We start from the raw sequence: 24,455 nt of genomic DNA, 5'->3' as shown, positions 1-24,455 counted from the left end.
ACGCTGCCGCGCCCAGTGAGCGGACACGCGGACGCCCATGCCACACAGCCTTTGCGGCTTTGCGGCATGGGCGTCTGACATTTCCGGAGTCCGCAGTGTCTTGCCGACCGTAAGGGCCCCGGGAACGCGTGTTGCGCTAGTTGGTGACTCCGGACGTGGTGACAACATTGAGCCACGGACCAGCCGGGACACTGGCGCGGTCAACGAAGCGCCACGAGACGTGGTCATTGTCGCCGTTCAGCTCAGCGAAGCCCAGGCAACCGTTCAGGGCAGGAGACACATCCATGCCCGCACCCTGGCTCGGGTCGCCGGAGAAGGACTTGTTGGCCGGACGGGCGTTGTTCGCGCCGAATACGTAGGCGGAATCGTGGTACAGGGAGCCGCTGGAGGGACCGGCATCTTCAACTTGTCCGTAGCACACGCCGCCATTGGGGCCGGTGATCTGGACCCAAGCGTTCTTCATGTAGCTGTAGCTCGAGTCCGCGCAGTGGTTGACGCCTGTTTTGGCGTTGTCCGCGGCGGCCCAGGGAATCACATTGCAACGCTGGGCGAACGCGACGCTGTCATTGACGTCGTCGTATGGCAGATCCAGGTAGAACGGGTTCTGCAAAGGCTTGGGCTGGTGCAGCGGGAAGTATCCATTGCTGGCCACGCGTTGTTCCGTGGCGCAGGTGAAGTTCGTGCCGGTGCCGGAGCTGACTCCGTCACAACCGCCGTACGTGCTGCCGGGGCAACCGCTCGCGCTGGAAGGAGTGGTTCCCATGTTGACGCCGGTGTGCTGCAAAGCCCACTGGCCGTTGTAGGTGGAGCACACCTGGGAGCCGTCCGAAAGGCTGGCATTGAAGATCTCGCCCACCCAGAAGGTGGTGCTCACGATGTTGGTGTGCAGCGGGTAGGTCCCGGTGACGGGCAGCGGCGCCGCCGTCGGGGCGGGCGCGCTCGCGGCTGTGGTGGCCGGCGCGGGCGTCGCCGGGGCGGGCTTGCTCGACGGCGTCGAGGCCGGAACATTGCTGGGCGTCGGCGTCGGCGTCGGCGCCGGAGTGGCCTTGGGGGTGGAGGTGGCGGAAGGTGCGGGGGTTGCCCGCGTGCTCGTGCTCGAAGAGCGGTCTCCGGCCTGGTAGGCGGATTTGTGCGAGGACTGGACAGCGGAGATGGTGGCGAACCCGCCGAAGGCAAGGAGCGCCACGGCGACAAGTGCTGTGATCAGGTGTTTCATATTTTGGGTGACATATCTGTTGGGGACATAGACATACGAGACCTGGGCATGGATAAGGCGATCTGCAGGCGAAAATGCCGCAGCGTCGTACACGGCCAAATGGTGTGTCACGACAGAGTTGTTACGGGAATCGGCTGCGCTTCAACTCCCCAGAAGTAGCCAGCCGGAACTTACTCTTGCGGCACCAGCTTACACAGTCAGATCACAGGGCGATAACAGCGGATGCACATCCGGGGGAAGACACGGGCTGGAAACGATGCTTCGGCACCCTGCCGGGAGGCTCCTTCGGCACCCTGCCGGGAGGCTCCTTCGGCACCCTGCCGGGAGGCTCCGCCGGCGCTCGCCGGGAGGCTCCGTGGCAGGCCGCGCGGAGGCTCTGTTTAGCGGCCTCGCAGCCGTCGTCGAGGGCCGCGTGGAGCGGGAATATTTCATGCAAGTAACCCCGGAAAACCAAGTAGTTACCACTCAATCCAGGACTGAAACCCGGAGGTAACGTGTGGAAATGACACCGGTCCGTGCCACAGCCGTCAGGAACGTGTGTCCGGCGGCCCGAAGATGAGACAGGACCATGGACGATACCGAAGGGACCCACACCTCGCCCCCGATCATTCGGGCAGCCGAGCTCCAAGAGATTGTCGTTGCCTTGTCAGGGCCGGAACCGGCCGGGATGATCATCTCGGGACCGGGCGGCTCAGGAATGACCACCCTCTTGGACGCGGCGGCCTCAGTGCTGGGCGGATCCTTCAGCGTGATCGCCCACAACGTCTCGGAGTCTTTCGCGGATATTCCTTTCGGAATCGCCATGGCGCTTGTTCCGGACCTGCCGGCCAGGGCCAAAGTGTGGCCCGGTTCCATCGTGGCGGCCTGCCGGAAGGCCGTGCGTGGCGCTGCGACCTCCGGATCCCCTGCCTTGCTGGTGCTGGACAACCTCGATTTCCTGGATGACATGTCCCTTTGGCTCTTGAGCCAACTGCTTGTCGAACCGGACATCCGCCTGATTGCCACCCACCGCTCGGACCGGCCCCTGAGGATGGAACTCATGGAGTCCGTGGTTTCGCGGCAGCTGGCGGTTGTGACGCTGGACGATCTCACAGAGGAGCAACTTCGCGAATTCCTCGATGACCGCCTCGGCGGCCACGCCGCCCGCAGCCTCGTCCGGGACATCCATGCCCTCACCGGCGGCAACCTGCAGACCGCGAAATTGCTTTTGGACGAAGCCGCAGCTCGCGGCGAGATCGTGGAGCAGGCCGATTCCTTGATGTTGTCCGGACCGATACGCCTGGACGGTTCGCAGGCGCTCGAACTGACCCGCCACCGCCTTGAGGGCTATTCCGTGCCACAGAGGCAGGTAGTGGACCTTCTCGCCGTGGGAGAGCCGATACCGCTGGCGGTCCTTGAGCAACTTGTCCAAAAGCGCGCGATCGACGCGCTGCGTGCCGACGGAACGATCCGTATCCAAAAAGACAGCCAGGAGACCGCGACGCTCAGCCACGCCATCGAGGGGAGACTGGCCCGGCAACAGCTGGGATCCGCGCGGATCCTCGAACTTCACCGGAGCATCTACGCAGCGTCCGCACCCGCCGCCGAGGACTCGATCTGGGCGTTGTTCCGTCGCGTGGATCTCGAACAGGCAAGTGGCATGCCGGTCCCCGATGCCGATCTTCTGGCGGTGGCCATCGCCGCAAACGACATTCACGACAACCGAAGGGCGCGGCGGGCCGCCGAGGCCGTGAAGGCGCCCGAGCTCGCTCTGCTTGCAGGTGTGGAACTGGCAAGGGCGCTCTACCAGACCAGGGATTTCCCCGGAGCCGTGACAATCCTCAAGGGCTTGGTGGCAAACACCCCCGGCGTCCTGACTGTGGATTTCGCCCACGCGGTGTGGCTTCTCCTGCATGCGCTCTTGCCGACGTCGCCCGGGGCCAACGTGCTGCAGGCGGTCCTCCAGGATGCCCGACGGCGGCTGGAGGCTGCCGCCGTCGGCCTCCAGAAGGGCGAGCCGGCCCATGCGGACTATGCGGCCGTCCGGGACGAACTGGACGTCCTCCAGCTGTATCTGGACGCCCAGAACGGCAGCTGGCCTTCAGGCAATGGCGAGCTGTTCCAAAGGCTTTGCCACAGCCAGTTGGTCGACCCTGGATTGCGTACGGAGGGCCATCCACCGCCGCCGACCCAGGCCGGCGTGCTGTTGATGGCGCTCGTCTCGCAAGGGCTGGCCGTCAGCGGCCGGTTCGCGGACGCCGTCGCGCTCTCGACGCTGGCCCTCGAGTCCCTCGGGCGGTTGCCGCGGTGCCCCGTGGACTTCCACTCGACCGTGCTGACCATCCACGGGTCCAATCTGATCTGGCGCGGGCAATGGGGCGGCCCCGAAATGTTCTGCGCCGGCAGTTCCAGCTACAGCAACCGGATGAGCTACTTCGGCGGGTCTGCGCATCTCTACAGGGCACTCGTCCTTGCCCGGCAGGGGAGCCTGGAGCTGGCGTGCGAACAGTTCCGCCAGGCCAAGGCACGCCTAGATGAAGCCGACCCTGACGGACTCCTGCCACCGGCCCTCGGAGGACTTGCCGCGGCTGCGTGGTTGCTGGGCGATGTCAACCAGGTGCGTCGCGCCCTGGCGGCCTACGATTCGCGGGCCAGTGGCGGCAACTATCTTGCTTCGCAGCTCGCCGAAAGCTATTCGTCCGCCGCACGGTCAGTGCTGGTTGGTACGGAACACTCGCACCGGAAGCTGCTCCAACTTGCCGGTTCCGCGGCCAAGAAGGGACACCGGGCGCTTGAAATGTTGAATCTCGGCCTGGCCGCCCGCACCGGCAGCCGGGGATACCGGCAGCTGGGGGCGGGAGTGTCCGAGCTGGTGTGGAGTGTGGAGTCCGGCATGCCGTCCGGACAGGAAGCGGGACAGGAAATGGGAACAGGACAGGTAAGCATGGGAGAAGCCCAGCAAGCGACCGACCATGAGGAGGCTTTCGTTTTTGACGAGCCCCACCAGGCGGGCCCGGAGGCCGGATCCTCGGTTCTTCCCGGCGTCGTGAAGCTTTCCCAGCGTGAACGCGAAGTGACTGCGTTGGTGGCCTCCGGGCTGAGCAGTGCGGAAGTCGCTGCCCGATTGGGGATCGCCGTGAACACGGTCAACGCCCATCTGCAGCGGGTTTACGGCAAGCTCGGAGTTTCGCGCAGGCAGAAGCTTTCCGAACTGTGGGACGAGTTGGCGAAGCCGGAGGAGTAGGGCCGGTGCTCCCGGGATGAAGGCAGCGAAGCCGATTGGTGGGACAATTACAAGGTGACGCCGCCACCCCTGGCGGTCAGCCGCTCGTGACTGCCACGTAGTCCCAACAAAACGTAGTCCTGACAAGGAGCACCGGTTTTGACAATGGTTTCCACCCCCGCGTGGGGAGATGCCCAGGTTTCCGCACTCGATGACGATGAAGTCCGTCGCATCCGCAACGACTTCCCCGTCCTTGAGCAGGAAATCAATGGCAAACCGCTGGTCTACCTCGATTCCGGAGCCACCTCGCAGAACCCCCGGAGCGTGCTTGAGGCCGAGCAGGAATTCTATGAGCAGCGGAACTCCGCCGTCCATCGCGGCGCGCACCACCTTGCAGTGGAGGCGACGGACGCCTTCGAGGATGCGCGTGCCACCGTGGCTCGTTTCGTGGGCGTGCAGGACGATGAGCTGATCTGGACCGCCAACGCCACCGCTGGCCTGAACCTCTTGGCCTATTCGTTGTCGAACGCCAGCGTGGACAGGGCCGCAGGCGGCACCGGGCGTTTCGCCCTGAAGCCGGGTGACGAAGTGCTTGTCACCGAAATGGAACACCACGCCAACCTGATCCCCTGGCAGGAGCTGTGCCGGCGGACCGGGGCGACACTCAAGTACATCCCCATTGACGACGCCGGTGCGCTGCGCCTTGAGGAAGCGGCACGCCTCATCACCGCGCGCACCAGGATCCTGGCCTTCACCCACACTTCGAACGTGCTCGGCAACATCAACCCCGTGGACGTGCTGGTCCGCATGGCACGCGAGGTAGGCGCCTTGGTGGTCCTCGACGCCTGCCAGTCCGCGCCGCACCTGCCCTTGGACTTCAAGGCCCTGGACGTGGACTTCGCCGTCTTCTCCGGCCACAAAATGCTGGGGCCCACGGGGATCGGCGCGGTCTACGGGCGCAGCGAATTGCTCAATGCCATGCCGCCGTTCCTGACCGGCGGTTCCATGATCACCACGGTGACCATGGAAGAAGCCCGGTACCTGCCGGCCCCGCAGCGCTTCGAGGCCGGAACCCAGCCTATTTCGCAGGCCGTGGCCCTCGCCGCCGCCGCAAACTACCTCAGTGAAACGGGAATGCACCGGATTGCCCTTCGCGAGGCGGAGCTCGGCCAAAAGCTTGTCACGGGCCTCAGCGCCATCGACGGCGTGCGGGTGCTCGGACCCGGGCCGGGGGAAGAACGGACCGGACTTGCCGCCTTCGATGTCGCCGGAGTGCACGCCCACGACGTCGGGCAGTACCTCGACAACCTGGGCATCGCTGTCCGGGTGGGCCACCATTGCGCCCAGCCCCTGCACCGCAGGCTTGGCCTGAGCGCTACCACGAGGGCCAGTACCTACCTGTACACCACCTCCGAAGAAGTCGACATGCTCGTTGAGGCCGTTGCCCAGGTCAGGCCCTACTTTGGGGTAACCGCGGCCGGAGCCGCATCATGAGCGGCCTGGACTCCCTGTACCAGCAGCTGATCCTGGAGCACTCCAAGGCCCGCAGCGGGGGAGACCTTGCCAAGCTTCCGGCCGCAGCGGACGCGGGACGCGGGGACGCGGGACAGGCTGGGACGGGACAGAGCCACCAGCTCAATCCCGTGTGCGGGGACGAAATCACCCTCCGGCTCAGCCTCGGCGCCGACGGGGATGGACAAACCGTTACCGAAATCCACTGGGACGGCGACGGTTGTGCCATTTCGATGGCGTCCGCGTCCATACTCAGTGAAATGGCACCGGGCATGTCCCCGGTGTCCCTTCGACACACGATCGATCACTTCAGGGAATTGATGCGTTCGCGCGGCAAGCTGGAAGCTGATGAGGAATTGCTCCAGGATGCTGCTGCCCTGGCCGGGGTGGCCAAATATCCTGCCCGCGTCAAGTGCGCCATGCTCGCATGGGTTGCCGCGGAGGACGCACTGCGCCAGGCCGAGGCGAGCCAAGGGGTATCCCGGCCTCTCTAATGCGCGGAGCCGAAGGTCGAGTAGCGTCCACTCTATGTCGCGCACTTGGCCGGACCTAGCCTCGAAGCATGATTACCTTGGAGAGCAGGCGCGAATGGCGCCGGAGCCAGCATCGGGTCCGCCGGGCGGAGTTCGTGGTCGTGGGAATGTTGCTCGTCCTCGTCGCGGCCACCATCCTTGCCGCCGTCGCGGGGCTGGTGCAGTAAAGAACGGAAGCTCGAACGCAGCCATGCTGCGTCGTTCACCGCTGGCTATGCGACGTTGGAAATCGGACGAACAAAGAAAAGAAAAGCTCGGACCCGCAAATACCGGTCCGAGCTTTTTTGTACCGTTGGCCTAGTCATCGCCTCATTTGGGTACCGCTGCGATGAGCACCGAAATTGACATGATACCGAGAATTGCCCACACAAAGATCAATGACCAGTTCTTCTCGTGGGCTTTCCTGTGGGCCCCATGCCACACTCGTTCCATACTATTCGCGTCCATATCAGCAAGGTATTCCTGCCGATTCCGCCCAAACAGCGTGCCAACCACCCTACTTGAACGGCTCATTACTCCAATCGAAATTTCGGCTACTCGTATCATTCCCATCAGGGCATTTCCTGGGTAACAGCACTCAAAACCCGGGGAATCACCGCGGTTCGGAGATCCCGGGAGAAGAACGATAGGCTGTTTCAGCGCATCCGGAAGTGCATAGGCCTCAAGCCAATGCAGCCGCTGCGTGCCGTGAGGGAAGGACCGAGTGTTGAAGATTCTTGTGCAAGGCGACCTGGGCCAGGTGGCCTACCACGTAGGTGACGAGGCGATGGCAATCGCCGCGGCCGATGAGCTTCGAGCCCGGTTGCACGCCGGAATCGTCCTCCTCACCCGTGACCCGGGACAGACCAGGGAACTTTACGGCACGGACGCGATAGGCACCTTGGTGTTCCCTTGGCCGCCCGCCGAACGCACTAAGCACTTGGAGCTCGTCCGCCGGGCCGCTCGCGGAGACCGGACTGCCTTGCCCCCGGAAGATTCCGTGTGGCAGGTCATCGACGAAGTGAAGTCGGCCGACGGCGTGCTGATCGCGGGCGGCGGCAACATGAATTCCCTCTACGGATGGTTGCTGTACGAACGCGTGGCACTTGGCCTCATCGCAAAGGAACTGGGCAAGCCCTTGGTGGTGAGCGGCCAGACCTTTGGTCCCACGCTGTTGCCCCAGGACCAGCATGTTCTTCACGAACTCCTGGATTACGCGGCATTGGTGGGCGCGCGGGAGCCATCCTCCTATGCGGTGGGCTTCCAGATGGGCTTGGATTCCGGGAAACTGACCAGGGTCCTGGACGACGCGAGCTTCCTGGTCCCGCCCGGAACGCCAGGGATGCCGGCCGGATCGGCAAGGTTGCACGATCCAGCCGGGGAGGAATCCGGGCTTCCGAGCGGCCCCTTCATCGCGGCGACCTTCGGTCCTGAATCCTGGCGGGACGGAACCCGCAGCCTCGCGAAATTGGGAGAAGCGCTGGACCGTGCCGTGGAGCTGACCGGGCTTCCGGTGTATCTCATCCCACATGTGGGTCCTCTGGGCCACGATGGCCAGGGTGGTGACCACGAGTCCCATGAGACGGTTGTGGCGCACTCCCGCAGCGGCCGGATTCACGTATGCCCCGTCCTTCCTGCCCCCGCCGCCGCGGCATTGACCGTGGCAGCGGATCTGGTGCTGACAAACCGCTACCACCCTGTGGTCTTCGGCCTCGCGGCAGGCGTGCCCGTGGTTGCGCTCGCGAATGACGCCTACTCGGACGTAAGACTGCACGGAGCCATGGGCAATTGGGGTGTGCAGGACTGGGCCTTGCCGCTGAACAGCCTCGACATCGGTGGTTTCGACCACGCCATCGCCGAAGCCTGGGCGAGGCGCGCGGAAATCCGTGAGCACCTCGAATCGTTGCGTCCCGGGATACGTGCCGTCCACGAGAACTGGTGGGACGCCGTCGCAAGCATTTTCTCGGCAACGGATGCCGAGGCAGCTAAGGGGCTGGGGGACGTCGTGACGCTTGGATCGGACTCGGAATGGGCCACGCAGGCCAGGGGGCAACGCGGCCAGTTCCGTGCCTTGAGCGGGGGAATCGCCAGCCTCTGGACGGAGTGGGACGATGTCCGCTCGCAACGGGACCTGCTGTTGCATGAACGGAATGAAGCGATGGAAGAAAAGGAACGAATAGTGCGATCACGATCTTTCAGGGCCGCTTCCCTGTTGCGCCGGGGCGCCGGCGTGCTGCGCCGTGTTTCGGGAGGCCGTCGATGAACGCCCAGGCCCGCGTCGCCGTCGTCGTCCGCACGAAGAACCGGCCGGTCCTCCTGCGCCGGGCGCTCGAGGACATCTTTGACCAGTCCTTTGAGGATGTTGCGGTGGTCGTCGTGAACGACGGCGGGGATCCGGTTCCCGTGGATGCGCTCGCCAGGACCTGGGACCACCTTCCCGCCGGCAAGCTGACGATCCTCCACCACGGGGCCAGCAAAGGCATGGAGGCCGCGTCCAACGCGGGAATCCAAGCCAGCGCCTCGGAGTTCATCTCCATTCACGACGACGACGATCGTTGGCACAGGGACTTCTTGAAGAAGACCGTGGGGTTCCTCGACGGGACGCCGCAGGCCCAGGGCGTGGCTGTCCGGACGGATATCGTCTATGAGGAGATCCGCGGGGGAGTCATCGAGCAGACCGGCTCCCAAGGGTTTGAGCGTGAGCTTCGGGCAATCACCCTGTCAGATATGCTTCGAACCAACCGGGTGGTGCCGATTTCCTTCCTGTACCGCCGTTCCATCCTCGAGAGGATCGGGGTCTACAACGAAGCGTTGGACGCCGTGGGAGATTGGGAGTTCAACCTCCGTTTCCTTTCGGATTCCCCCATCGAATTGCTGGACGGCGAGCCTCTCGCATTTTGGTGCCATCGACCATCAGAGCGCGGCGACATGGGAAACAGCGTCATAGCCGGTGCCGATGACCACCAGAAGTTCGACCGCTACGTCCGTGACGTCTACCTTCGCGAAGAGGCAGGCAAGACCGGATACGGAACGTTGCTTTATTTGGCCCAAATGCACGGCCAGCAAGAAGGCTCGATCCATGCGTTGCGCGAATTGGCCGAGCGGATAAATTCAAGCGTGGACGAGCTCGGACGAAGGGTGGCCTCCTTGGAACAAACCGTCCTGAACAGGACGAGTTTCACTGATCTCGCGAGGCGGCCGGGCCGGTTGACCGCCAGGATCGTCCGGTTCCTGCGCGGCAACCGCTAAAAGCCAACCCATCCGCCGTCGTCCGCTTGTTCCTCCCGCGTGACCCGGCGGTAGTGCCGGTTCCGGGCTTTGAGCACGACGGCGGCAAGCACCGCGGCGGCGACGGAACCGGCGAGGATGGCCACTTTCGCGTGGTCATCGTGCGGAGAGCCAGTGCCGAAGCCCAGCTCGGCGATCAAAAGGGAGACGGTGAACCCGACGCCCGCCAGCATGGCCAGCCCCGCGACGTCGATCCACCCGAGGCCGTCATCGAGCCGCGCGCGGGTGGTCTTGGTGATCAGGAATGTGGTGCCGAAGACTCCTGCCGCCTTGCCCGCCACAAGGGCCAGCACGATGCCGATCGCCACGGGATCGCGCAGGGCAGCTCCGAGGCCCCCGGCGCCGCCCAAGGCCACGCCGGCGGAGAAGAACGCGAAAACAGGCACCGCAAAGCCGGCGGAGAAGGGGCGCAAGCGGTGTTCGAAGCTTTCGGCGAGCCCGGCCGCTGGCTCGCCCTTCTTGCCGGAGGCCACGACCGGCACGGCGAAACCGAGCAGGACACCCGCGACGGTGGCATGGATTCCCGAGGCATGGACGAAGGCCCAGGTGGCTGCGGCCAGGGGGAGGAGCAGGTACCAGGTCCGGACGCGTTTCTGGACCAAAACGGTAAAGAGGGCCAGCGGCACGGCGGCGGCCAGCAGCATGAAGGGCTCCAGGCCGCTCGAGTAGAAGAACGCGATGATGCCGATGGCAATCAAGTCGTCCACCACCGCGAGTGTCAGGAGGAAGGTCCGCAACGCAGCTGGCAAATGCGTGTTGATGACCGCGAGGACGGCCAGGGCGAAGGCGATGTCCGTGGCGGTGGGAATGGCCCAACCCCGGAGCGTTTCCGGGCCCGAGCCGAGGTTGACAACCACGTAGATGAGTGCGGGAAGGACCACGCCGCCCACTGCTGCCGCCACCGGGACGATCGCTTTTGCGGGCTTCCGCAGTTCCCCGGCCACGAATTCGCGCTTGAGCTCCAGCCCCGCAATGAAGAAGAACACGGCCAGGAGCCCGTCGGAGGCCCAGTGGCCCAGGCTCAATTCGAGATGCCAGGGGGCGTAGCCGATCTTGACGTCGCGCAGCGCGAAGTAGCCGTTCGCGAGGGGTGAGTTTGCCCAGACGAGCGCGGCCACCGTGGCGGCGAGCAGGAGTGCCCCGCCAACGGTTTCAGTGCGCAGAATGGCCAGGATCCGTTGGTATTCCGGGAGACTGGATCGGCTGAAAACCGTGGAAGGGGCAGCGGGGTGCGGACGGTTCGCCATGTGGCTCCTTGGGAAGTGCGGGGGTCGACAAAACTATTGCCGACCAGACTTCCCGGCGCACCTGTGTTCTATTTTAGCGGAACGGTCACCCACCCCGCCGAGCCCCCAACTAGCTCGCATTTGTTGTCGTTATGAGCCCTCATAACGACAACAAATGCGAGCTAGTTGGGGCCGGAAGGGGCCTTACGTGAGCAGCGCCGCGATCCCGATGACCGCCGTCGCGAGTCCGAGCACCATGGAGATGGTGACCAACACGACGTGCACCGTGAGGAACTTCGTGGCTTTCCCGTTGGAGTCGCGGGCACGGGAGTCTGCCATGACACGCCGCAGGAACTGTGGCCACACGATGAGGGACCACGCACCTGCGACGATCAGTACGATCGACAGCCCGGCTCCCAGCTGCATGCTAGTGGCTTTCGAGCCAGGCCTGGGCCTGCTGCGACTGGATGTTCAAGGCCTTGCCCACCATCGGTTCTGCTGCGTCGGCGATCTTGCCGCCGAGGAACGGGACCGACGACGTGACGGCACCTTCGAGCTCGACGCGGGTGTTGCCGCCGTCGGCCACGAGGCGCTGGACTGCGGTGACATCAAGCGGGGCGCCGGAGATCTTCAGGGAGATGTTGCTGCTCCGGGAGCCGTCGGCGGTCGGGGCGTCCCACTTCTCGGTCTGGGTGACGGTGAGCTTCTCGCCCACGAACTTGCGGGCGATCTCCGGAAGGCGCGTGGTGGGCAGCGTGCGGACCGTGGTGGTGGTGAAGGCGCCGGCGACGTCGCCGTCGATCTGGAATGACTCCAACGTGCCGCCGACGTACTCGCTCGTGTGGCGCAGGAAGTCTTCGTCAATGAAAGTAGCGGCTACGCGGTCGACGCCGTAGGGCAGGGTGGTGGATGCGTTCAGGGCCATGGGGTCCTCCGTGAATATCTCGGTTGAAAGCTCTTGCGGCTCCCAAACATCCTACGGTGTGGTCGGGGTAGGCTAGGAACGCCCCGGGATTCGAGAGAATTTCGGGTTTTCGTGCTGCCTTCCCCCATCCCAGGAGAGCCAAATGAGCCCCAAAGGCCAACCGTCAGCGGTCAACTCCGGAATCAGCCCTGCCGCTGCTGTCGCATCGCTTGATGGATTGCGGCGTGCCCTGGGTGAGGACCGGACGTTCTCGCGGGTCAGGCCCGAGGCTTCGCGCGCGTTTAGTGAACGCAGTAGCGATTACCAGATCAGCGCCCCGGCGGGCTTGAGGGCTGCGCTGCTGGCGGAGATGGCCGACGGCCTCGCCTCCCGGAATCTCGACGACAGCGCGGTGGTGTTGGCCGTGACGGCCACGGGCCGGGAAGCCGAGGACCTCACCGCGGCTTTGGCCGCCTACCTTCCCGCGGACTCGGTAGCGGCCTTCCCCAGCTGGGAAACCCTGCCGCACGAAAGGCTCTCCCCGCGCTCGGACACCGTGGGACGCAGGCTTTCGGTCCTTCGGCGCCTGGCCCACCCGGAGAGCTCGACGGCGGGCCCCCTGCGGGTGGTCGTGGCACCGGTTCGCGCCGTGGTCCAGCCGGTCGTGGCAGGCTTGGGCGAGCTGGTCCCCGTGACGTTGAGCGTGGGGCAGGAAATGCCTTTCAGCGACGTGGTACGCCGCCTTGCCGACGCTGCCTATTCGCGCGTCGACATGGTTACCCACCGCGGTGAATTCGCCGTCAGGGGCGGTATTTTGGACGTCTTCCCACCCACCGAAGACCACCCGATCAGGGTGGAATTCTTCGGCGACGAGGTGGACCAGATGCGTTGGTTTGCGGTGGCAGACCAGCGTTCGCTCTCCGGCCCGGGCGTGCACCACCCCACCGAATTGCACGCCCCGCCGTGCCGGGAAATCCTCATCACGCCGTCGGTCATGTCCCGGGCGGCCAAGCTCAAGGCAGACTTGCCGGCCGCCGCGGACATGTTGGAAAAGATCGCCGGCGGCATCGCCGTCGAGGGCATGGAGTCCCTGGCCCCGGTCCTGGTGGACGCGATGGTGCCTTTCGTGGACCAGTTGCCGGCCGGTTCGATCGGTGTGGTCATCGAGCCGGAGAAGGTCCGCACCCGCGCGCACGACCTCGCGGCCACCAACGAGGAGTTCCTCGAGGCGGCTTGGTCCACGGCGTCCGACGGCGGGACGGCGCCCCTCGATCTCGACTCGGTGTTGGGCTCCCAGGCCGCTTCCGCCTTGCATGCGGCCAGTTTCCGATCCTTAACGGACACCCGGAGCGCAGCCCTGGCCCACGGCGTGTCCTGGTGGTCCATCACATCATTGGCGACGGACGAGGAACTGGTCCTCGACATCGACGTCCTGAACCTGCACGCCCGGGAACCTCGCGGCTACCAGGGTGACGTCGCGGAAATGCTCGAATTCATCGGTTCCCACGTGCGCGAGCAATGGCGCATCGTGGTGGCGACCGATGGCCCTGGGCCTGCCCAGCGTCTCGCCGAGTTGTTCCATGATGCGGATATCCCGTGCTCCCGCGTCGAATCCCTGGCCCACGAACCGCAGGCCGGGATCATCGAGGTAACCACTGCCGCCGTCGGACGCGGTTTTGTCCTGGACGGCCTCAAACTAGGGCTGCTGACGGAAGCGGACCTCCTGGGCCGCACCTCGGCCGGGTCCACGAAGGACATGCGGCGCATGCCCTCCAAGCGCCGCAACGCCGTCGACCCCCTCCAGTTGCACGCCGGTGACTTCGTGGTCCACGAACAGCACGGGATCGGCAAGTTCGTGGAGCTGATCCAGCGCAAGGTGGCCGGTTCCTCCCCGAACGATGAAGGTCTCCGCGAGTACCTCGTGCTCGAGTACGCAGCGTCCAAGCGGGGTGCCCCGGGCGACCGGCTTTTCGTGCCGACGGACCAGCTGGACCAGGTGACCCGCTACGTCGGGGGCGACACGCCGTCGTTGAGCAAGATGGGCGGAGCGGACTGGGCAAGCACCAAGTCCAAGGCCCGCAAGGCCGTCAAGGAAATCGCCGGTGAGCTCATCAGGCTGTACTCGGCCCGCATGGCCTCGCGCGGGCATGCCTTCGCGCCGGACACGCCGTGGCAGCGGGAGCTCGAGGAAGCCTTCCCGTATGTGGAGACGCCGGACCAGCTCACCACGATCAACGAGGTCAAAGCCGACATGGAACGCGAGATCCCCATGGACCGCCTGGTCTCGGGCGACGTCGGCTACGGGAAGACCGAGATCGCCGTCCGCGCTGCGTTCAAGGCGGTACAGGACGGCAAACAGGTCGCGGTGCTGGTTCCCACCACCCTGCTCGCCCAGCAGCACTACGAGACATTCACGGAGCGCTTTTCCGGATTCCCCCTGCGGGTCAAGCCGCTGTCAAGGTTCCAAGGTGCCAAGGAGGCCAAGGAGACCATAGAAGGAGTCAGGAACGGCTCCGTTGACGTGGTCATCGGCACGCACCGCCTGTTGTCCAAGGACTTCGAGTTCAAGGATCTCGGCCTGGTGATCGTGGACGAGGAGCAGCGCTTCGGTGTGGAACACAAGGAAGCGCTCAAGAAGATGCGCACCAACGTGGACGTCCTTGCCATGAGTGCCACCCCCATCCCGCGTACCTTGGAAATGTCCCTCACAGGCATCCGCGAAACGTCCACACTGGCCACACCGCCGGAGGAACGGCACCCCGTGCTGACCTACGTCGGGCCGTTCACCAACAAGCAGACCTCCGCGGCGATCCGGCGCGAACTCATGCGCGAAGGCCAGGTCTTCTTCGTCCACAACCGGGTGTCCTCGATTGAGCGCATCGCCGCCCAGATCCGGGAACTCGTTCCCGAAGCCCGCGTCGAAGTGGCGCATGGGCAGATGTCCGAGAGCCGCCTGGAAAAGATCATCGTGGACTTCTGGGAGAAGCGCTTTGACGTCCTGGTCTGCACCACCATCATCGAAACCGGCCTGGACATTTCCAACGCCAACACCCTGATTGTGGACGGCGCGGACAAGTACGGCCTGTCGCAGCTCCACCAGTTGCGCGGCCGCGTGGGCCGTGGCCGCGAACGCGCCTACGCGTACTTCCTGTACCCGAGCGAGAAGCCCCTGGGCGAGGTGGCGCTCGAGCGGCTCAAAGCCGTCGCCACGCATAACGAGCTCGGCGCCGGCATGCAGTTGGCCATGAAGGACCTCGAAATCCGCGGCGCCGGCAACCTGCTGGGCGGGGAGCAATCCGGGCACATCCAAGGAGTCGGCTTCGACCTGTACATCCGGCTGGTGGGTGAAGCCGTGGCCGAATACCGCGGCGAGGCGGAAGAGAAGGCTGCCGACATGAAGATCGAGCTGCCCGTCAACGCCCACCTGCCGCACGACTACGTGCCGGGCGAACGCCTTCGCCTCGAGGCCTACAGGAAACTGGCCGCAGCCATCACCAACGACGCCATCGACGAGGTCCTGGCTGAACTCGTGGACCGTTACGGTGAGCCGCCGCTGCCCGCGAAGAACCTGATCGCCGTCGCCCGGTTCAGGGTGGGTGCCCGCGAAGCCGGACTGTCCGACGTCGCGCTCCAAGGCAACTTCATCCGTTTCTCGCCGGCCCAGCTGCCTGAATCAAAGGTCATGCGGCTCAACCGCATGTACCCGGGCTCGCAGATCAAGCCTGCCCTCGACGCCGTGCTGCTCCCCAAGCCGAAGACGGCGAGGATCGGCGGCCGGGACCTGCAGGACGCCGAGATCCTCGAGTGGGCCAACACCGTGATCGAAGCCATCTTTTTCTCGGCTTCGCCGACACCCAGCGCTTCGCAGACCGCAGGCTAGCCGATGATGGGAGGACACCACGCCGCGTCCGGGGCCGCGGCGTGGATAGCTATCGCTTCAACCGGCCCGTACGCGCTGGGCTGGTACCCGCTGGACGCCACCGGAATCCTCATAGGAGCAATGACGACGGCGGGGACTGCCTTGGTGTGCGACTGGGACCACCGCGCAAGCACCATCGCCCACTCACTGCCGCCGCTGTCCAACGTGATTGCCGTCGGGATCGAGAAGGCCAGCGGAGGGCACCGGCAGGGAACCCATTCGCTTCTGGGTGCCTCGGCATTCGTGGTGCTCGCCGCCATGGCTGCCCAGCTCCAGCTGGATACTCCCGTGGGCCGTTTGTCCATCGGGGCCGGGCTCTTGTGCATGTTCATGGTCAATTTGGCCGCCAAAGCACTCAAGCTGTTCCCGAAATCCGGGTGGATCACCAACTGGGTCTTTGCCCTTGCCATGGCCGGCCTGGTCACGTGGTTCGCCCCGCATCAGTGGAGCTGGCTGCCCTTGGCCATGCTCACCGGCGTCGTGGTCCACATCGTGGGCGACATGATCACCACCGGGGGAGTGCCGCTGCTGTGGCCCATCGTCATCAAGCCGCCGAAGTTCTGGCGCAAACTGCCTTTGGTCAGCGGGATCTGGCGGTCCAACGGCGCCTTCTCCATCCCCCTGCTTGGCAAGGCCGGTTCCCGGCGGGAATGGCTTGTCCTGATACCCGTGGGCGGCTATGCCATGGTTGGATTCGGGCTTGCGGCGTGGGCATTGCTGCGAAACAAGTGGCCGGCACTCCTGGCGCTCATGTTGGGCCTGGGTGGATGACGGTGGAATTCAGAACTTGGACTTGCCGCCGGAGGTGATGGTTCCAACATGGTTGCCCGCCTTGTCCGCTGCACCCGTGACCGGGCTGTACACGGGAGTAGCCGGTGAGAGGCCGGTTCCCGCAGTGCCCCCCGTACCCGGCATGCCGAGGGTGATGACCAGTGTCCCAGTGGACTGGGTCCAGGTCATCGTGGACGAGGTGAAGTCCAAGGACGACGTGGTACTGGTGTTGTAGGCGGCGCCAAGGGCGACGCTGCCAAACGACGGTACCGCGCAGCTCGTGCTGCTGAACGTCAAAACCTCGGCAGTGCTGATGCTGGCCATGCCGCTGGCCGTCTGGCTGGCGGAGGTGGAGTCCCAGCCACTGCAAAGGGTGTGTGGGTCCATGTCCGTGGAAAAGGCGATGGTGAGCGTGTCGCCAGTGCTTGCGCGTCCGGCGTTGCCGCCGCCCCCGCCGTTGGCCATGGTCACGGAACTGACCGTCGGGGCTGTGGTGTCGATGTTGACCGTCTGGGTCTGGGGTGTGCTGGAGTTCCCTTCGACATCGGTGGCGAAATAGGACACCGTATGGGTGCCGTTGCCACTGACACTTACTGCGGCTGTGGCCGCGTTTACCGTTACCGCGCTGCCGCCGTCGACCGCGTACTTGATGTTCGCAATACCGGATCCGCCCGTGTTGTCCACGGCGGCGAGGTTCACGGTCACCGGGCTGGTGTTGTCATAGCCCAAACCGTTCGGCGTCGGGGATATTGACGTCACGCTGATAGTGGGCGGCGTCGAATCGGTATTTACGGCAGCACTGCGGGCGCTTTCCGCGCCCGCCCACAAGGAGATGACGGGCGTCACGGTGTAGAACCAGGAGCCGCCCGGCACGCTTTGTTCAATGCAGCTGAGGGTGGTCACCGTGCCCGCGCAGCCCCCTCCTGCGGCTACCGCGGTACCACCGCTCGCAGAGGTGTAGCGCGCGACGGTGTATCCCGTCACTGCATGTCCGGCCGGCGTGGAGACTGCCGCCCAGCTGACTGTGACATTCGTGCCGCTCAGGGATGCAGTCGGAATGCCGCCTTGCGGCATGCTGTCGGCTTTGGCTGCACCGAAATTGCTGCTGCTCAGCGATTGCCAGAAGGCATTGGCGGCGGGGCCGCCCCAGGAGATGAAGAGCACTGCCAGGAGCGTCCAGGTCACGCGACGGTGGACTGCATGCCTGTATCCGCGGCCTGCAGAGTGCTTGGGCTTGTTCATTTGCGGACCGCCATCGTCACTGGAATTTGGAATACGGCGCCTTGGCAGCTGGATTGTGAGGCCGTCGACATGGACGCGGCTGCCGGCAAGGTGATCAGAATGGAGGAACTCGCCGGTATGGAAACCATCGGCGTCAAAGGGGCGGCCGGGGCGTTGAACGTCACGCCAGTGGTGGTGCACAGCGGGTGGGAAGCATCTGCGGTGGCGGTTCCGTTCGCGGTGAAACTGTACACCTGCACCGCGAAGGCATTCGGGTTGCTCGCCCGCACGATGACGTCCGCGGTGCTGCCTGGAACGAGAGTGGTTGCGGGACTGTCGCCGGCCACCAGGGCATCCACGGTCACCGTCTGCATGGTGCCGTTTGCGGCCGAGCCGCTGCCGATCCCGATAGTGGACCAATAGGCGTAGGCCGATCCGACTCCCAGCACCAAGCTGAGCACAGTAGCCGTCGCGGCTGCTTTGGCTGCCGCCAAGGAGCCGGACTTAATCCACCTGTTCGCTTTCATGTCAGTTGCCCTGTCCCGTTCCGGAGTAGGAAAGTTGGAGGGTTGCGCCTTTGCAACCGTCCTGGTTGAGCGACGTGTCCAGCATTCTTATCTGCGGCCACCGAGCCGCCGGAATTCCGCCCCCGGAAAGCGAGGAATTCCCTGGCGGGGCAGAAATCGGATAATTGCCGCTGAATTGGGTGATGACGTAATCCGAAGGATTGCAAGGCCGGCTGTTCGCCACGGCTTGTGCGGTCCGCGTGATTCCCGTGATGGATACGGTCAGGCCGGTGACGTTGATGTTGTTATTGCCCGGGTTTGCCAATTGCAGATTGATCGAGACAGCGTTGCCCGGTGCCAGCAGGCCGGTGGGGTTGCCTGAGATGGTGAACGGCTGGTGCTGGCCGGCGGTCACCGTCAAAGAAGCGACGACGACGGCGGACTGTAGCGTTCCGCTGGTGCCCTTGAGGCTCAGGGAGTAGTTGCCAAGGGGTGTGGCGGAACTCGTGGACACGTCAAGGTTCGAGGTTGCCGATCCTGGCCCGGCGGCGACGACGGCGGGCGAAAACGAAGCTGTGGCGCCTGCCGGCAGACCCGAGATCGTCAGCCAGACGTTCCCAACAAACCCGCCTGAGGGCTGGACCACGACGTTGTAGCTTGCCGAGGTACCCTGGGTGACAGATCTGCTGCTTGGGGCAAGCTGCAGGGTGATGCCCATTTGTGGGTTTTGGTTACCATTGCCATTGCCATTGCTGCCGGCGGCGAGCACGACGCCAGATGTGAGGGTCACCAAGAGAAGGCCGGCCAGAAGCACTTTCGCTCCCGCGCGAACGGTGCGGACCGGCGATCGGAATAACTCCGGAATGCGTGGCACCGTTTGCTCCTCTGGGTTTGTTTTGCGTGGCTTCTGTGGAGGCAGCACAAGCTGGTGGGCCCATGGTGGGCCCACCAGTTGGATGACTAGTTGCTGCCTACGTTGATGGTGACGGTGGCGCTCTTGCAGGCGTCTTGGTCGGCAGTGTCGTTCGCGAACGTCAACGTGCCGGTGCCCACGGTGGTGTTTGTGGAATTGTGCAGCACGGTAGCGTTGATCGTGGTTGCGTCCGCGGAGAACCACGTGGACAGGCAGCCAGGATCGCTTGTGGTAATTGATTTAACCGTGAGGACCCCGACTTTGGTGTCCGTGGTGGTGCTGGCGTTGTCGGCCGTGTACGTGACGGCCACCGAACCGCCGGGGGCAACGCCCGCGTCAAAGTTTGCGTGGAGGGTGACCGTTCCTCCGCCTGTCGAGTTGGCCGCTCCGCCGGAACCACTACCCGTGGTGCTCCAGTAGGCGTAGGCCGCTCCGCCGCTTGCCGCCACGAGGGCGATTGTTGCCGCTGCCGCGTAGACTTTTCCCTTTTTGCTCAATTTGCGCATTAGTGAGACTCCTTTGTGAATTGGTATTCCCCAGAACAGGCGACAGCGGCAATGAATTCGAAAGTTCCAACTCTTGCTTCGATTGCCCATTCAATCGATGACCAAATGCTTGCATGGGCGGTCTTTAACTAACAACGAGTGGTGTTACCCGTCTTTCGCTGTCAAAAGCGAGTGGTAATACTTGTTTCGACCGTCACTTTCGACCTTCTTTGCTGGGAAAACGACGGCGACACACCCTCTTTTGGGGCGTTTCGCCGTCGTCCGCGTTCAAAAGAGGTCAGAAGTGGTGGAGTGACGCTTAAACGACTGTGGCCCCGGACCGAAGTCCGGGGCCACAGCGTTTGCAGTTGGGTTCTTAGCTCTCGCCGGCCGAGTTGGAGCGGCCGAGGATGGTCTGCGGGATCCAGAACGCGAGGCCAAAGAGGACCAGGCAGACGGCCATCGGCCACGTGTTCTCAAGCGTCAGGAACGTGAGGGAGTAGATGGCGCCGAGGAAGAGGACCATGCTGATCACAAAGAGCAGAATGCTCTGGCCCAGCGGGTTCTCTTTTTCGATGGGCTGGCTGGTGTTCTGTGACATGCTTTCCTCCTCGGCCCCGAGGGGCTCAAAAACTATGGCGGCTGCCGGGAAACTCAGTACGCGGATGAACCTTGTTCACCTTTGACGATGGCAATTCCGGAGCTCGCACCGATACGTGTTGCACCAGCAGCAATCATAGCCTGTGCATCGGCCAGGGAGCGTACTCCGCCGGAGGCTTTGACGCCGAGGTCCGGCCCCACGGTGTTGCGCATGAGGGCCACGTCTTCCACCGTGGCGCCGCCACCGTTGAAGCCGGTTGAGGTCTTGACGAAGTCCGCCCCTGCCTCCACGGATGCCTCGCAAGCCAGGACCTTTTGCTCGTCATTCAGCAGGGCGGTCTCGATAATGACCTTCAGGATGGCTCCGCCCGCGTGGACCGCCTCCGCTACGGCCGTGATGTCATCCACCAACGCGCCTTTGTCTCCAGCGCGGGCCGCGGCGATGTTGATCACCATGTCCACTTCATCCGCACCGTCCAACACTGCGCCGCGTGCTTCGAAAGCCTTGACGTCGCTGGGTGTGGCGCCGAGCGGGAATCCGACGACCGAGCAGGTGAGTACTCCGGAACCCTTGAGTGCCTTGGTGACGGTCTTGACCCAAATCGGATTGACGCACACGGACTTGAACTTGTACTCCGCGGCCTCCGCGCAGATCTGGCGCACCTCGGCTTCGCTGGCCTCTGGCTTGAGGAGCGTGTGGTCGATGTAGGAGGCGATGCTTGCACTATTGTCCAGTGCGGGGGAGGCTTCGTTGCTCATGGAGGTCCTTCCGTGGCGGGCCGGATGTGCCGCACGGGTCGCGGCTCGTCAAATGACCATCTTGCCACACTGCCCGGGCGCCGCGGAGGCTCCCTGTGGGGCGCCGGGGCGCCCGGTATCGGGCTCCCCGGCCCCCCAGTCCGGCGAAGGCACCCGGCTGCGCCGTCTCAGGCCGCGGCGACGGCGGAGCGTGCTGAACGCGGGGACTGCGCGGGGCTGGAGGTGCGGAGCCTGGCGTCTTCCTCGAGCCGGGCGGCGCAATGGGCCGCCGCGGCATTCGAGGAGAACACGAGACCAAGGCGCATGCCGTCCCGGGAGGCGGCGTCGCCGATCGCCCAGATGCCTGGCACCGACGTGGCGAAGTCGCGCCCCACCCTGATGCCGCCGTCGGGAGCTGTTTGCAGGCCCGCGCTTTCAGCGAGCCCGTTGCGGGGGAGCCGTTCCTCGGCGAGCACCACAAGATCGCCGTTCATGCTGCTCCCGTCCTCGAAAATGATCCCGGTGGCCGGCAGGGCCGAACCGGCGACGGAAGGCATGACAGCGGCCGGCCGCAAGGTGGTTCGGATAGGCCGGACTCCGCGGGCACGCAGCACAGCCTCGGCCTGGCCGGCTGCCGGACCGGTGCCGACCAAAATGCCCAGCGGCCGACGGCCCAGAACGCGGGTGATGTCCTGGACTGCGGTGCCGATCTGTTCGGCGTCGTCGATGGTGGAGTAACTAAGGCTCCGCGCGGCGCCTTGGACCGGGGGAAACATGGGGGAGGAGCCGGTGGCAATGACCAGCTGATCGTAGGGGAACTCGAGGCCCTCCGTGGTGGTGACCGTGCGGGCGTCGGCATCGATGAAGCTCGCGGCCTGGCCGAAACGCATGGAGACCTGGGGGAGGGCGGCGAGCTCCAGGAGCGCATCCGGGCAATCGTCGCGGTTGCTCAGGACGGTGATGGTGCCGTGGAATGCAGCCGTTCCCGGCTGTCGCGATGTAGCGCTGCTGCCTGTCAGCCGACGGACCAGGGCCTGGGCTGCGGGCCCGGCTCCGGCGATGACGAGGTGGATGGAGCCTGCGGACGGGGTGATGGACATGGCGGGTCCCTTCGCTGAAGTGAGCTGTGGTGGATGTGCCTGTGCCCAGCGTAGGCGCGGGGTTTTTCGGTGGTGTTTCCCCGTTGTTGCCATTTGGCGGTGACCCGTTCCCTGATGGTTACCGGCTGGTAATGAGCTGGGTCACACGGGCGCGGGCGCGGCAACAATTCGGGACAGTTAGTGCGCAGTGCGGGAGCGGTCCGGAGGCGCCAACCACTGCTGACCTTGGCCAAGCCCGACGACGCTGTCCATCGTGCCTGCGCCCCCGAGGGCCGCCGCACTTGCTTGCGTGGAAGCCGTAAGGAACCAGCCCTCGACGTGGTCGTCCAGGAGGCTATGAGCGTGGGGAAGCCACCCGGTGAACACTGGCTCGGGTGCCACCTGGAGGGCTTTCAAGGGCGCGACGCCGGGAGCGTCGCCCAAGACGAGCCGCGCCTTGGCCTGCCTGCCGTAGGCGACGTTCGCCGTGCCCTCTACATAGCTGTCCGACTTCCAGAGCATTCCACGGAAGGCGCAGTAGTTGGAGACTGCGAGCCTCACCGGGAGCCCGACCGGAGGAGGCTTTTCGATTTCGACATAGCAGCCCAGCATTCCGTCCTGGTCGTACTGGGCTGAGACGGTGGCGTCCGTGACTACGAAGTCGAGGTTGGCCTGATGTTTGGGCATGCCCCAGATTCCCTTGCCGCCCTTGACCGAGATTTCGGTGTTGACCGGCAGGTCCAACACGAAGAGGCCCAGCCTGAACGACTTCTGGAAGATGAGCGGCAGGAACGGCGGGACGGGCCGGCTGCCGTGGGTGACGGCAATGGCCAGGGAATATTCGATGTATGTGCCGATATCCGTCGACGTATGGTTGACCACCATGACCATCAGCAGGGCCTTGCCCCCGAAGCTGAAGGGCCGCAATTCCTTGCCTGGGAGCAGTCCAGCGGCGGCGCGTTTGTTGATGGGAAAGGCCGCCATCAGCATGGGGGAGTCGTTCGACTCAAGCGGCATCACATGATTGATGCCATCCACTTTGGCGTACTGGCCGCTGAGTCTGGTCTGGCGGCGTGGGACCGGTGAGGGAAGCAAGCTGTGGAAGGACCTGTGCATCGCCGCATGCAGCTGTGCGAAGTTTTTCATGGCCGTTCCTCCGGACCAACAGCGAATCTACGGCCATGGTCCCACCGGGCCGGGCATCTGTCCATGACGCGGACTTAGCGCCTGGGCGCCGCCGTCGAGTTGCGGATGACCAGTTCGGGCGTGAGACGCTCGTCCGCGACGGGAGCCTCGGGATTGTTGAGCCGGTCCATGGCCACGGCTCCGGCGACGCTTCCCAGTTCCATCGCGTGGAGGTCGACCGACGTCAGGTCGATTCCGTGGAGCCGGCCGGTCCGTGAGTTGTCGTAGCCCACCAGCGACAGGTCCCCGGGAACGGCGAGGCCCCTGGCGTAGGCAGCTTCGCGTGCCGCCATGGCGAACTGGTCATTGTGGGCGAAGACGGCGGTCGGCCGGTCCGCGGCGTCAAGCAGTCCAGCAGCGGCACGCTGTCCGGCAGCCTGGGTGAAGTCATCCGCCGGTACGGTCCAGGGAACCAGGCCGGCGTCGCGCATCGTCTTTTCGTAGCTTTTCCGCCGGACCGTGTGGCCGTGATAATCGGGTCCAGCCAGATGGGCGATCCGGGTGTGTCCAAGGCCGAGGAGGTGTTCGGTAGCGGCGCGGGCGCCGGCGTCGTCGTCCGAATAGACGCTGTCGACGCCGGGTACCGGCCGCGCGACGCTGACGATCGGGACTATTTGTGCAAGTTCCTGCACCCGTTCGTCCGGGTCGAGCAGCGTTGCGGCGATGATGATCCCCACCCGTGCCTCGATCAGCGATTCCACGGCACCCGGATCCACGCCGTCGATAGACTGGGAGACGCTCAGGATGAGTCGGTTGCGCGCCTGGGGGAGCGCCGTCCTGACGCCGCTGAGGATGTCGGCGTAGACCTCGTTGTGGATGTCCATCAAATAGAGCCCGACGGCGGAGCGATGCTTGCGTGCCAGGTCGGCGGCGGCCGCGTTGGGCCGGTAGCCGAGACGTTTTGCCGCGTCGAAGATGGCCTGTTTCGTCTCGCCGCTGACACCGGGTGCATCGCGGAAGGCGAAAGACACAAGCGTGCGGGAGACGCCGACTTCACGGGCCACATCGCTCTGTGTCGCGGGACGAAGCTGCCGGTCAAGACCCATGGGTTCATCTTCCCACGGCGCAGAGGTCTCAATTAAGTCATTTGTTAGATTGACCTTACATTTAACCCTTTCGCGCGTTAGTCTGTAATTCAGCGCGGGTGTATGACCCGCATCACAAGACAAAGGAGTCCT

Annotated in this window: 21 protein-coding genes; 8 read left to right on the top strand and 13 right to left on the bottom strand. The window is 64.7% G+C overall.

The features are described from left to right. Positions 1–136: 136 nt before the first annotated feature. The gene (locus QRN45_RS15995; RefSeq protein ID WP_284763966.1) at positions 137–1,327 is read right to left on the bottom strand and encodes a hypothetical protein; all 1,191 of its coding nucleotides are present in this window, start codon (positions 1,325–1,327) and stop codon (positions 137–139) included. A gap of 457 nt (positions 1,328–1,784) precedes the next feature. Between QRN45_RS15995 and QRN45_RS15990 the strand changes: the two genes are divergently transcribed. The 6 genes from QRN45_RS15990 (at position 1,785) to QRN45_RS15965 (ending at position 9,691) form a co-directional block, all read left to right on the top strand. Continuing rightward, positions 1,785–4,439, top strand: a complete 2,655-nt coding sequence (locus QRN45_RS15990) for a LuxR C-terminal-related transcriptional regulator (protein WP_284763964.1) — start codon at positions 1,785–1,787, stop codon at positions 4,437–4,439. A 138-nt stretch (positions 4,440–4,577) separates the two neighbouring features. Further along, a complete protein-coding gene (locus QRN45_RS15985) occupies positions 4,578–5,912 on the top strand; it encodes a SufS family cysteine desulfurase (protein WP_241707967.1) in 1,335 nt (444 codons plus the stop codon). Then, positions 5,909–6,424, top strand: a complete 516-nt coding sequence (sufU, locus tag QRN45_RS15980; protein ID WP_241707966.1) for a Fe-S cluster assembly sulfur transfer protein SufU — start codon at positions 5,909–5,911, stop codon at positions 6,422–6,424. Before QRN45_RS15985 ends, sufU begins: the two co-directional genes overlap by 4 nt. Before the next feature lie 68 nt (positions 6,425–6,492). Further along, positions 6,493–6,630: a hypothetical protein gene (locus QRN45_RS15975; RefSeq protein WP_171983394.1), complete on the top strand. Its 138-nt coding sequence runs from the start codon at positions 6,493–6,495 to the stop codon at positions 6,628–6,630. A 536-nt stretch (positions 6,631–7,166) separates the two neighbouring features. Further along, positions 7,167–8,705 (top strand): polysaccharide pyruvyl transferase family protein, encoded by a 1,539-nt coding sequence (locus tag QRN45_RS15970; protein WP_284763961.1) that lies wholly within the window; start codon positions 7,167–7,169, stop codon positions 8,703–8,705. Continuing rightward, positions 8,702–9,691, top strand: coding sequence for a glycosyltransferase family 2 protein (locus tag QRN45_RS15965; protein WP_284763959.1), 990 nt, complete (start codon positions 8,702–8,704; stop codon positions 9,689–9,691). Before QRN45_RS15970 ends, QRN45_RS15965 begins: the two co-directional genes overlap by 4 nt. On the opposite strand, the gene nhaA is transcribed toward QRN45_RS15965, so the two are convergent. The 3 genes from nhaA to QRN45_RS15950 all read right to left on the bottom strand — a co-directional run bounded on the left by nhaA (position 9,688) and on the right by QRN45_RS15950 (position 11,881). Further along, positions 9,688–10,977, bottom strand: coding sequence for a Na+/H+ antiporter NhaA (gene nhaA, locus QRN45_RS15960; protein ID WP_284763956.1), 1,290 nt, complete (start codon positions 10,975–10,977; stop codon positions 9,688–9,690). The two genes, QRN45_RS15965 and nhaA, sit on opposite strands and share 4 nt — an antisense overlap. Positions 10,978–11,160: 183 nt before the next feature. Continuing rightward, on the bottom strand, positions 11,161–11,382 hold the full coding sequence (locus tag QRN45_RS15955; protein ID WP_241707961.1) for an SCO4848 family membrane protein: 222 nt from the start codon (positions 11,380–11,382) through the stop codon (positions 11,161–11,163). Between the two features lies 1 nt (position 11,383). Further along, a complete protein-coding gene (locus QRN45_RS15950) occupies positions 11,384–11,881 on the bottom strand; it encodes a DUF2505 domain-containing protein (protein ID WP_241707960.1) in 498 nt (165 codons plus the stop codon). 142 nt (positions 11,882–12,023) lie between these two features. Between QRN45_RS15950 and mfd the strand changes: the two genes are divergently transcribed. Further along, positions 12,024–15,740, top strand: coding sequence for a transcription-repair coupling factor (gene mfd, locus QRN45_RS15945; protein WP_241707959.1), 3,717 nt, complete (start codon positions 12,024–12,026; stop codon positions 15,738–15,740). Positions 15,741–15,743: 3 nt separating this feature from the next. Continuing rightward, a complete protein-coding gene (locus QRN45_RS15940; RefSeq protein ID WP_241707958.1) occupies positions 15,744–16,550 on the top strand; it encodes a metal-dependent hydrolase in 807 nt (268 codons plus the stop codon). A gap of 9 nt (positions 16,551–16,559) precedes the next feature. Here QRN45_RS15940 and QRN45_RS15935 read toward each other — a convergent pair whose 3' ends face one another. The 9 genes from QRN45_RS15935 to QRN45_RS15895 all read right to left on the bottom strand — a co-directional run bounded on the left by QRN45_RS15935 (position 16,560) and on the right by QRN45_RS15895 (position 24,323). After that, the gene (locus tag QRN45_RS15935; protein WP_284763952.1) at positions 16,560–17,792 is read right to left on the bottom strand and encodes an OmpL47-type beta-barrel domain-containing protein; all 1,233 of its coding nucleotides are present in this window, start codon (positions 17,790–17,792) and stop codon (positions 16,560–16,562) included. Continuing rightward, positions 17,789–18,298 (bottom strand): hypothetical protein, encoded by a 510-nt coding sequence (locus QRN45_RS15930; RefSeq protein WP_284763950.1) that lies wholly within the window; start codon positions 18,296–18,298, stop codon positions 17,789–17,791. Before QRN45_RS15930 ends, QRN45_RS15935 begins: the two co-directional genes overlap by 4 nt. 1 nt (position 18,299) lies before the next feature. Further along, positions 18,300–19,151, bottom strand: coding sequence for a COG1470 family protein (locus QRN45_RS15925; RefSeq protein WP_284763949.1), 852 nt, complete (start codon positions 19,149–19,151; stop codon positions 18,300–18,302). An 86-nt stretch (positions 19,152–19,237) separates the two neighbouring features. Further along, positions 19,238–19,696: a hypothetical protein gene (locus QRN45_RS15920; protein ID WP_284763948.1), complete on the bottom strand. Its 459-nt coding sequence runs from the start codon at positions 19,694–19,696 to the stop codon at positions 19,238–19,240. 355 nt (positions 19,697–20,051) lie between these two features. Beyond that, on the bottom strand, positions 20,052–20,276 hold the full coding sequence (locus QRN45_RS15915; RefSeq protein WP_078105872.1) for a hypothetical protein: 225 nt from the start codon (positions 20,274–20,276) through the stop codon (positions 20,052–20,054). 53 nt (positions 20,277–20,329) lie between these two features. Next, positions 20,330–21,034, bottom strand: coding sequence for a deoxyribose-phosphate aldolase (gene deoC, locus QRN45_RS15910; RefSeq protein WP_241707955.1), 705 nt, complete (start codon positions 21,032–21,034; stop codon positions 20,330–20,332). Between the two features lie 167 nt (positions 21,035–21,201). Next, positions 21,202–22,113: an FAD-dependent oxidoreductase gene (locus QRN45_RS15905; RefSeq protein WP_284763947.1), complete on the bottom strand. Its 912-nt coding sequence runs from the start codon at positions 22,111–22,113 to the stop codon at positions 21,202–21,204. A gap of 177 nt (positions 22,114–22,290) precedes the next feature. Beyond that, complete coding sequence (locus QRN45_RS15900) at positions 22,291–23,238, bottom strand: acetoacetate decarboxylase family protein (protein ID WP_284763945.1); 948 nt, start codon at positions 23,236–23,238, stop codon at positions 22,291–22,293. Between the two features lie 74 nt (positions 23,239–23,312). Beyond that, positions 23,313–24,323 carry a LacI family DNA-binding transcriptional regulator gene (locus QRN45_RS15895; RefSeq protein WP_284763944.1) on the bottom strand — a complete coding sequence of 337 codons (1,011 nt, stop codon included), beginning with the start codon at positions 24,321–24,323 and terminating at the stop codon, positions 23,313–23,315. Between the last annotated feature and the right edge of the window lie 132 nt (positions 24,324–24,455).

The sequence above is a fragment of the Arthrobacter sp. efr-133-R2A-63 genome (assembly GCF_030209795.1).
In the GTDB taxonomy this organism is placed as follows: Bacteria; Actinomycetota; Actinomycetes; order Actinomycetales; family Micrococcaceae; genus Arthrobacter; species Arthrobacter bambusae_A.
The sequence above is the reverse complement of the archived record's forward strand: the minus strand, read 5'-3'. Positions and strand labels throughout refer to the sequence as shown.

Coding starts and splice junctions, on each gene's coding strand:
- QRN45_RS15990 (WP_284763964.1), top strand. CDS start 1,785: ATGGACGATACCGAAGGGACCCACACCTCGCCCCCGATCATTCGGGCA.
- sufU (WP_241707966.1), top strand. CDS start 5,909: ATGAGCGGCCTGGACTCCCTGTACCAGCAGCTGATCCTGGAGCACTCC.
- QRN45_RS15975 (WP_171983394.1), top strand. CDS start 6,493: ATGATTACCTTGGAGAGCAGGCGCGAATGGCGCCGGAGCCAGCATCGG.
- QRN45_RS15965 (WP_284763959.1), top strand. CDS start 8,702: ATGAACGCCCAGGCCCGCGTCGCCGTCGTCGTCCGCACGAAGAACCGG.
- nhaA (WP_284763956.1), bottom strand. CDS start 10,977: ATGGCGAACCGTCCGCACCCCGCTGCCCCTTCCACGGTTTTCAGCCGA.
- QRN45_RS15955 (WP_241707961.1), bottom strand. CDS start 11,382: ATGCAGCTGGGAGCCGGGCTGTCGATCGTACTGATCGTCGCAGGTGCG.
- QRN45_RS15950 (WP_241707960.1), bottom strand. CDS start 11,881: ATGGCCCTGAACGCATCCACCACCCTGCCCTACGGCGTCGACCGCGTA.
- mfd (WP_241707959.1), top strand. CDS start 12,024: ATGAGCCCCAAAGGCCAACCGTCAGCGGTCAACTCCGGAATCAGCCCT.
- QRN45_RS15940 (WP_241707958.1), top strand. CDS start 15,744: ATGATGGGAGGACACCACGCCGCGTCCGGGGCCGCGGCGTGGATAGCT.
- QRN45_RS15935 (WP_284763952.1), bottom strand. CDS start 17,792: ATGAACAAGCCCAAGCACTCTGCAGGCCGCGGATACAGGCATGCAGTC.
- QRN45_RS15930 (WP_284763950.1), bottom strand. CDS start 18,298: ATGAAAGCGAACAGGTGGATTAAGTCCGGCTCCTTGGCGGCAGCCAAA.
- QRN45_RS15920 (WP_284763948.1), bottom strand. CDS start 19,696: ATGCGCAAATTGAGCAAAAAGGGAAAAGTCTACGCGGCAGCGGCAACA.
- QRN45_RS15915 (WP_078105872.1), bottom strand. CDS start 20,276: ATGTCACAGAACACCAGCCAGCCCATCGAAAAAGAGAACCCGCTGGGC.
- deoC (WP_241707955.1), bottom strand. CDS start 21,034: ATGAGCAACGAAGCCTCCCCCGCACTGGACAATAGTGCAAGCATCGCC.
- QRN45_RS15905 (WP_284763947.1), bottom strand. CDS start 22,113: ATGTCCATCACCCCGTCCGCAGGCTCCATCCACCTCGTCATCGCCGGA.
- QRN45_RS15900 (WP_284763945.1), bottom strand. CDS start 23,238: ATGAAAAACTTCGCACAGCTGCATGCGGCGATGCACAGGTCCTTCCAC.
- QRN45_RS15895 (WP_284763944.1), bottom strand. CDS start 24,323: ATGGGTCTTGACCGGCAGCTTCGTCCCGCGACACAGAGCGATGTGGCC.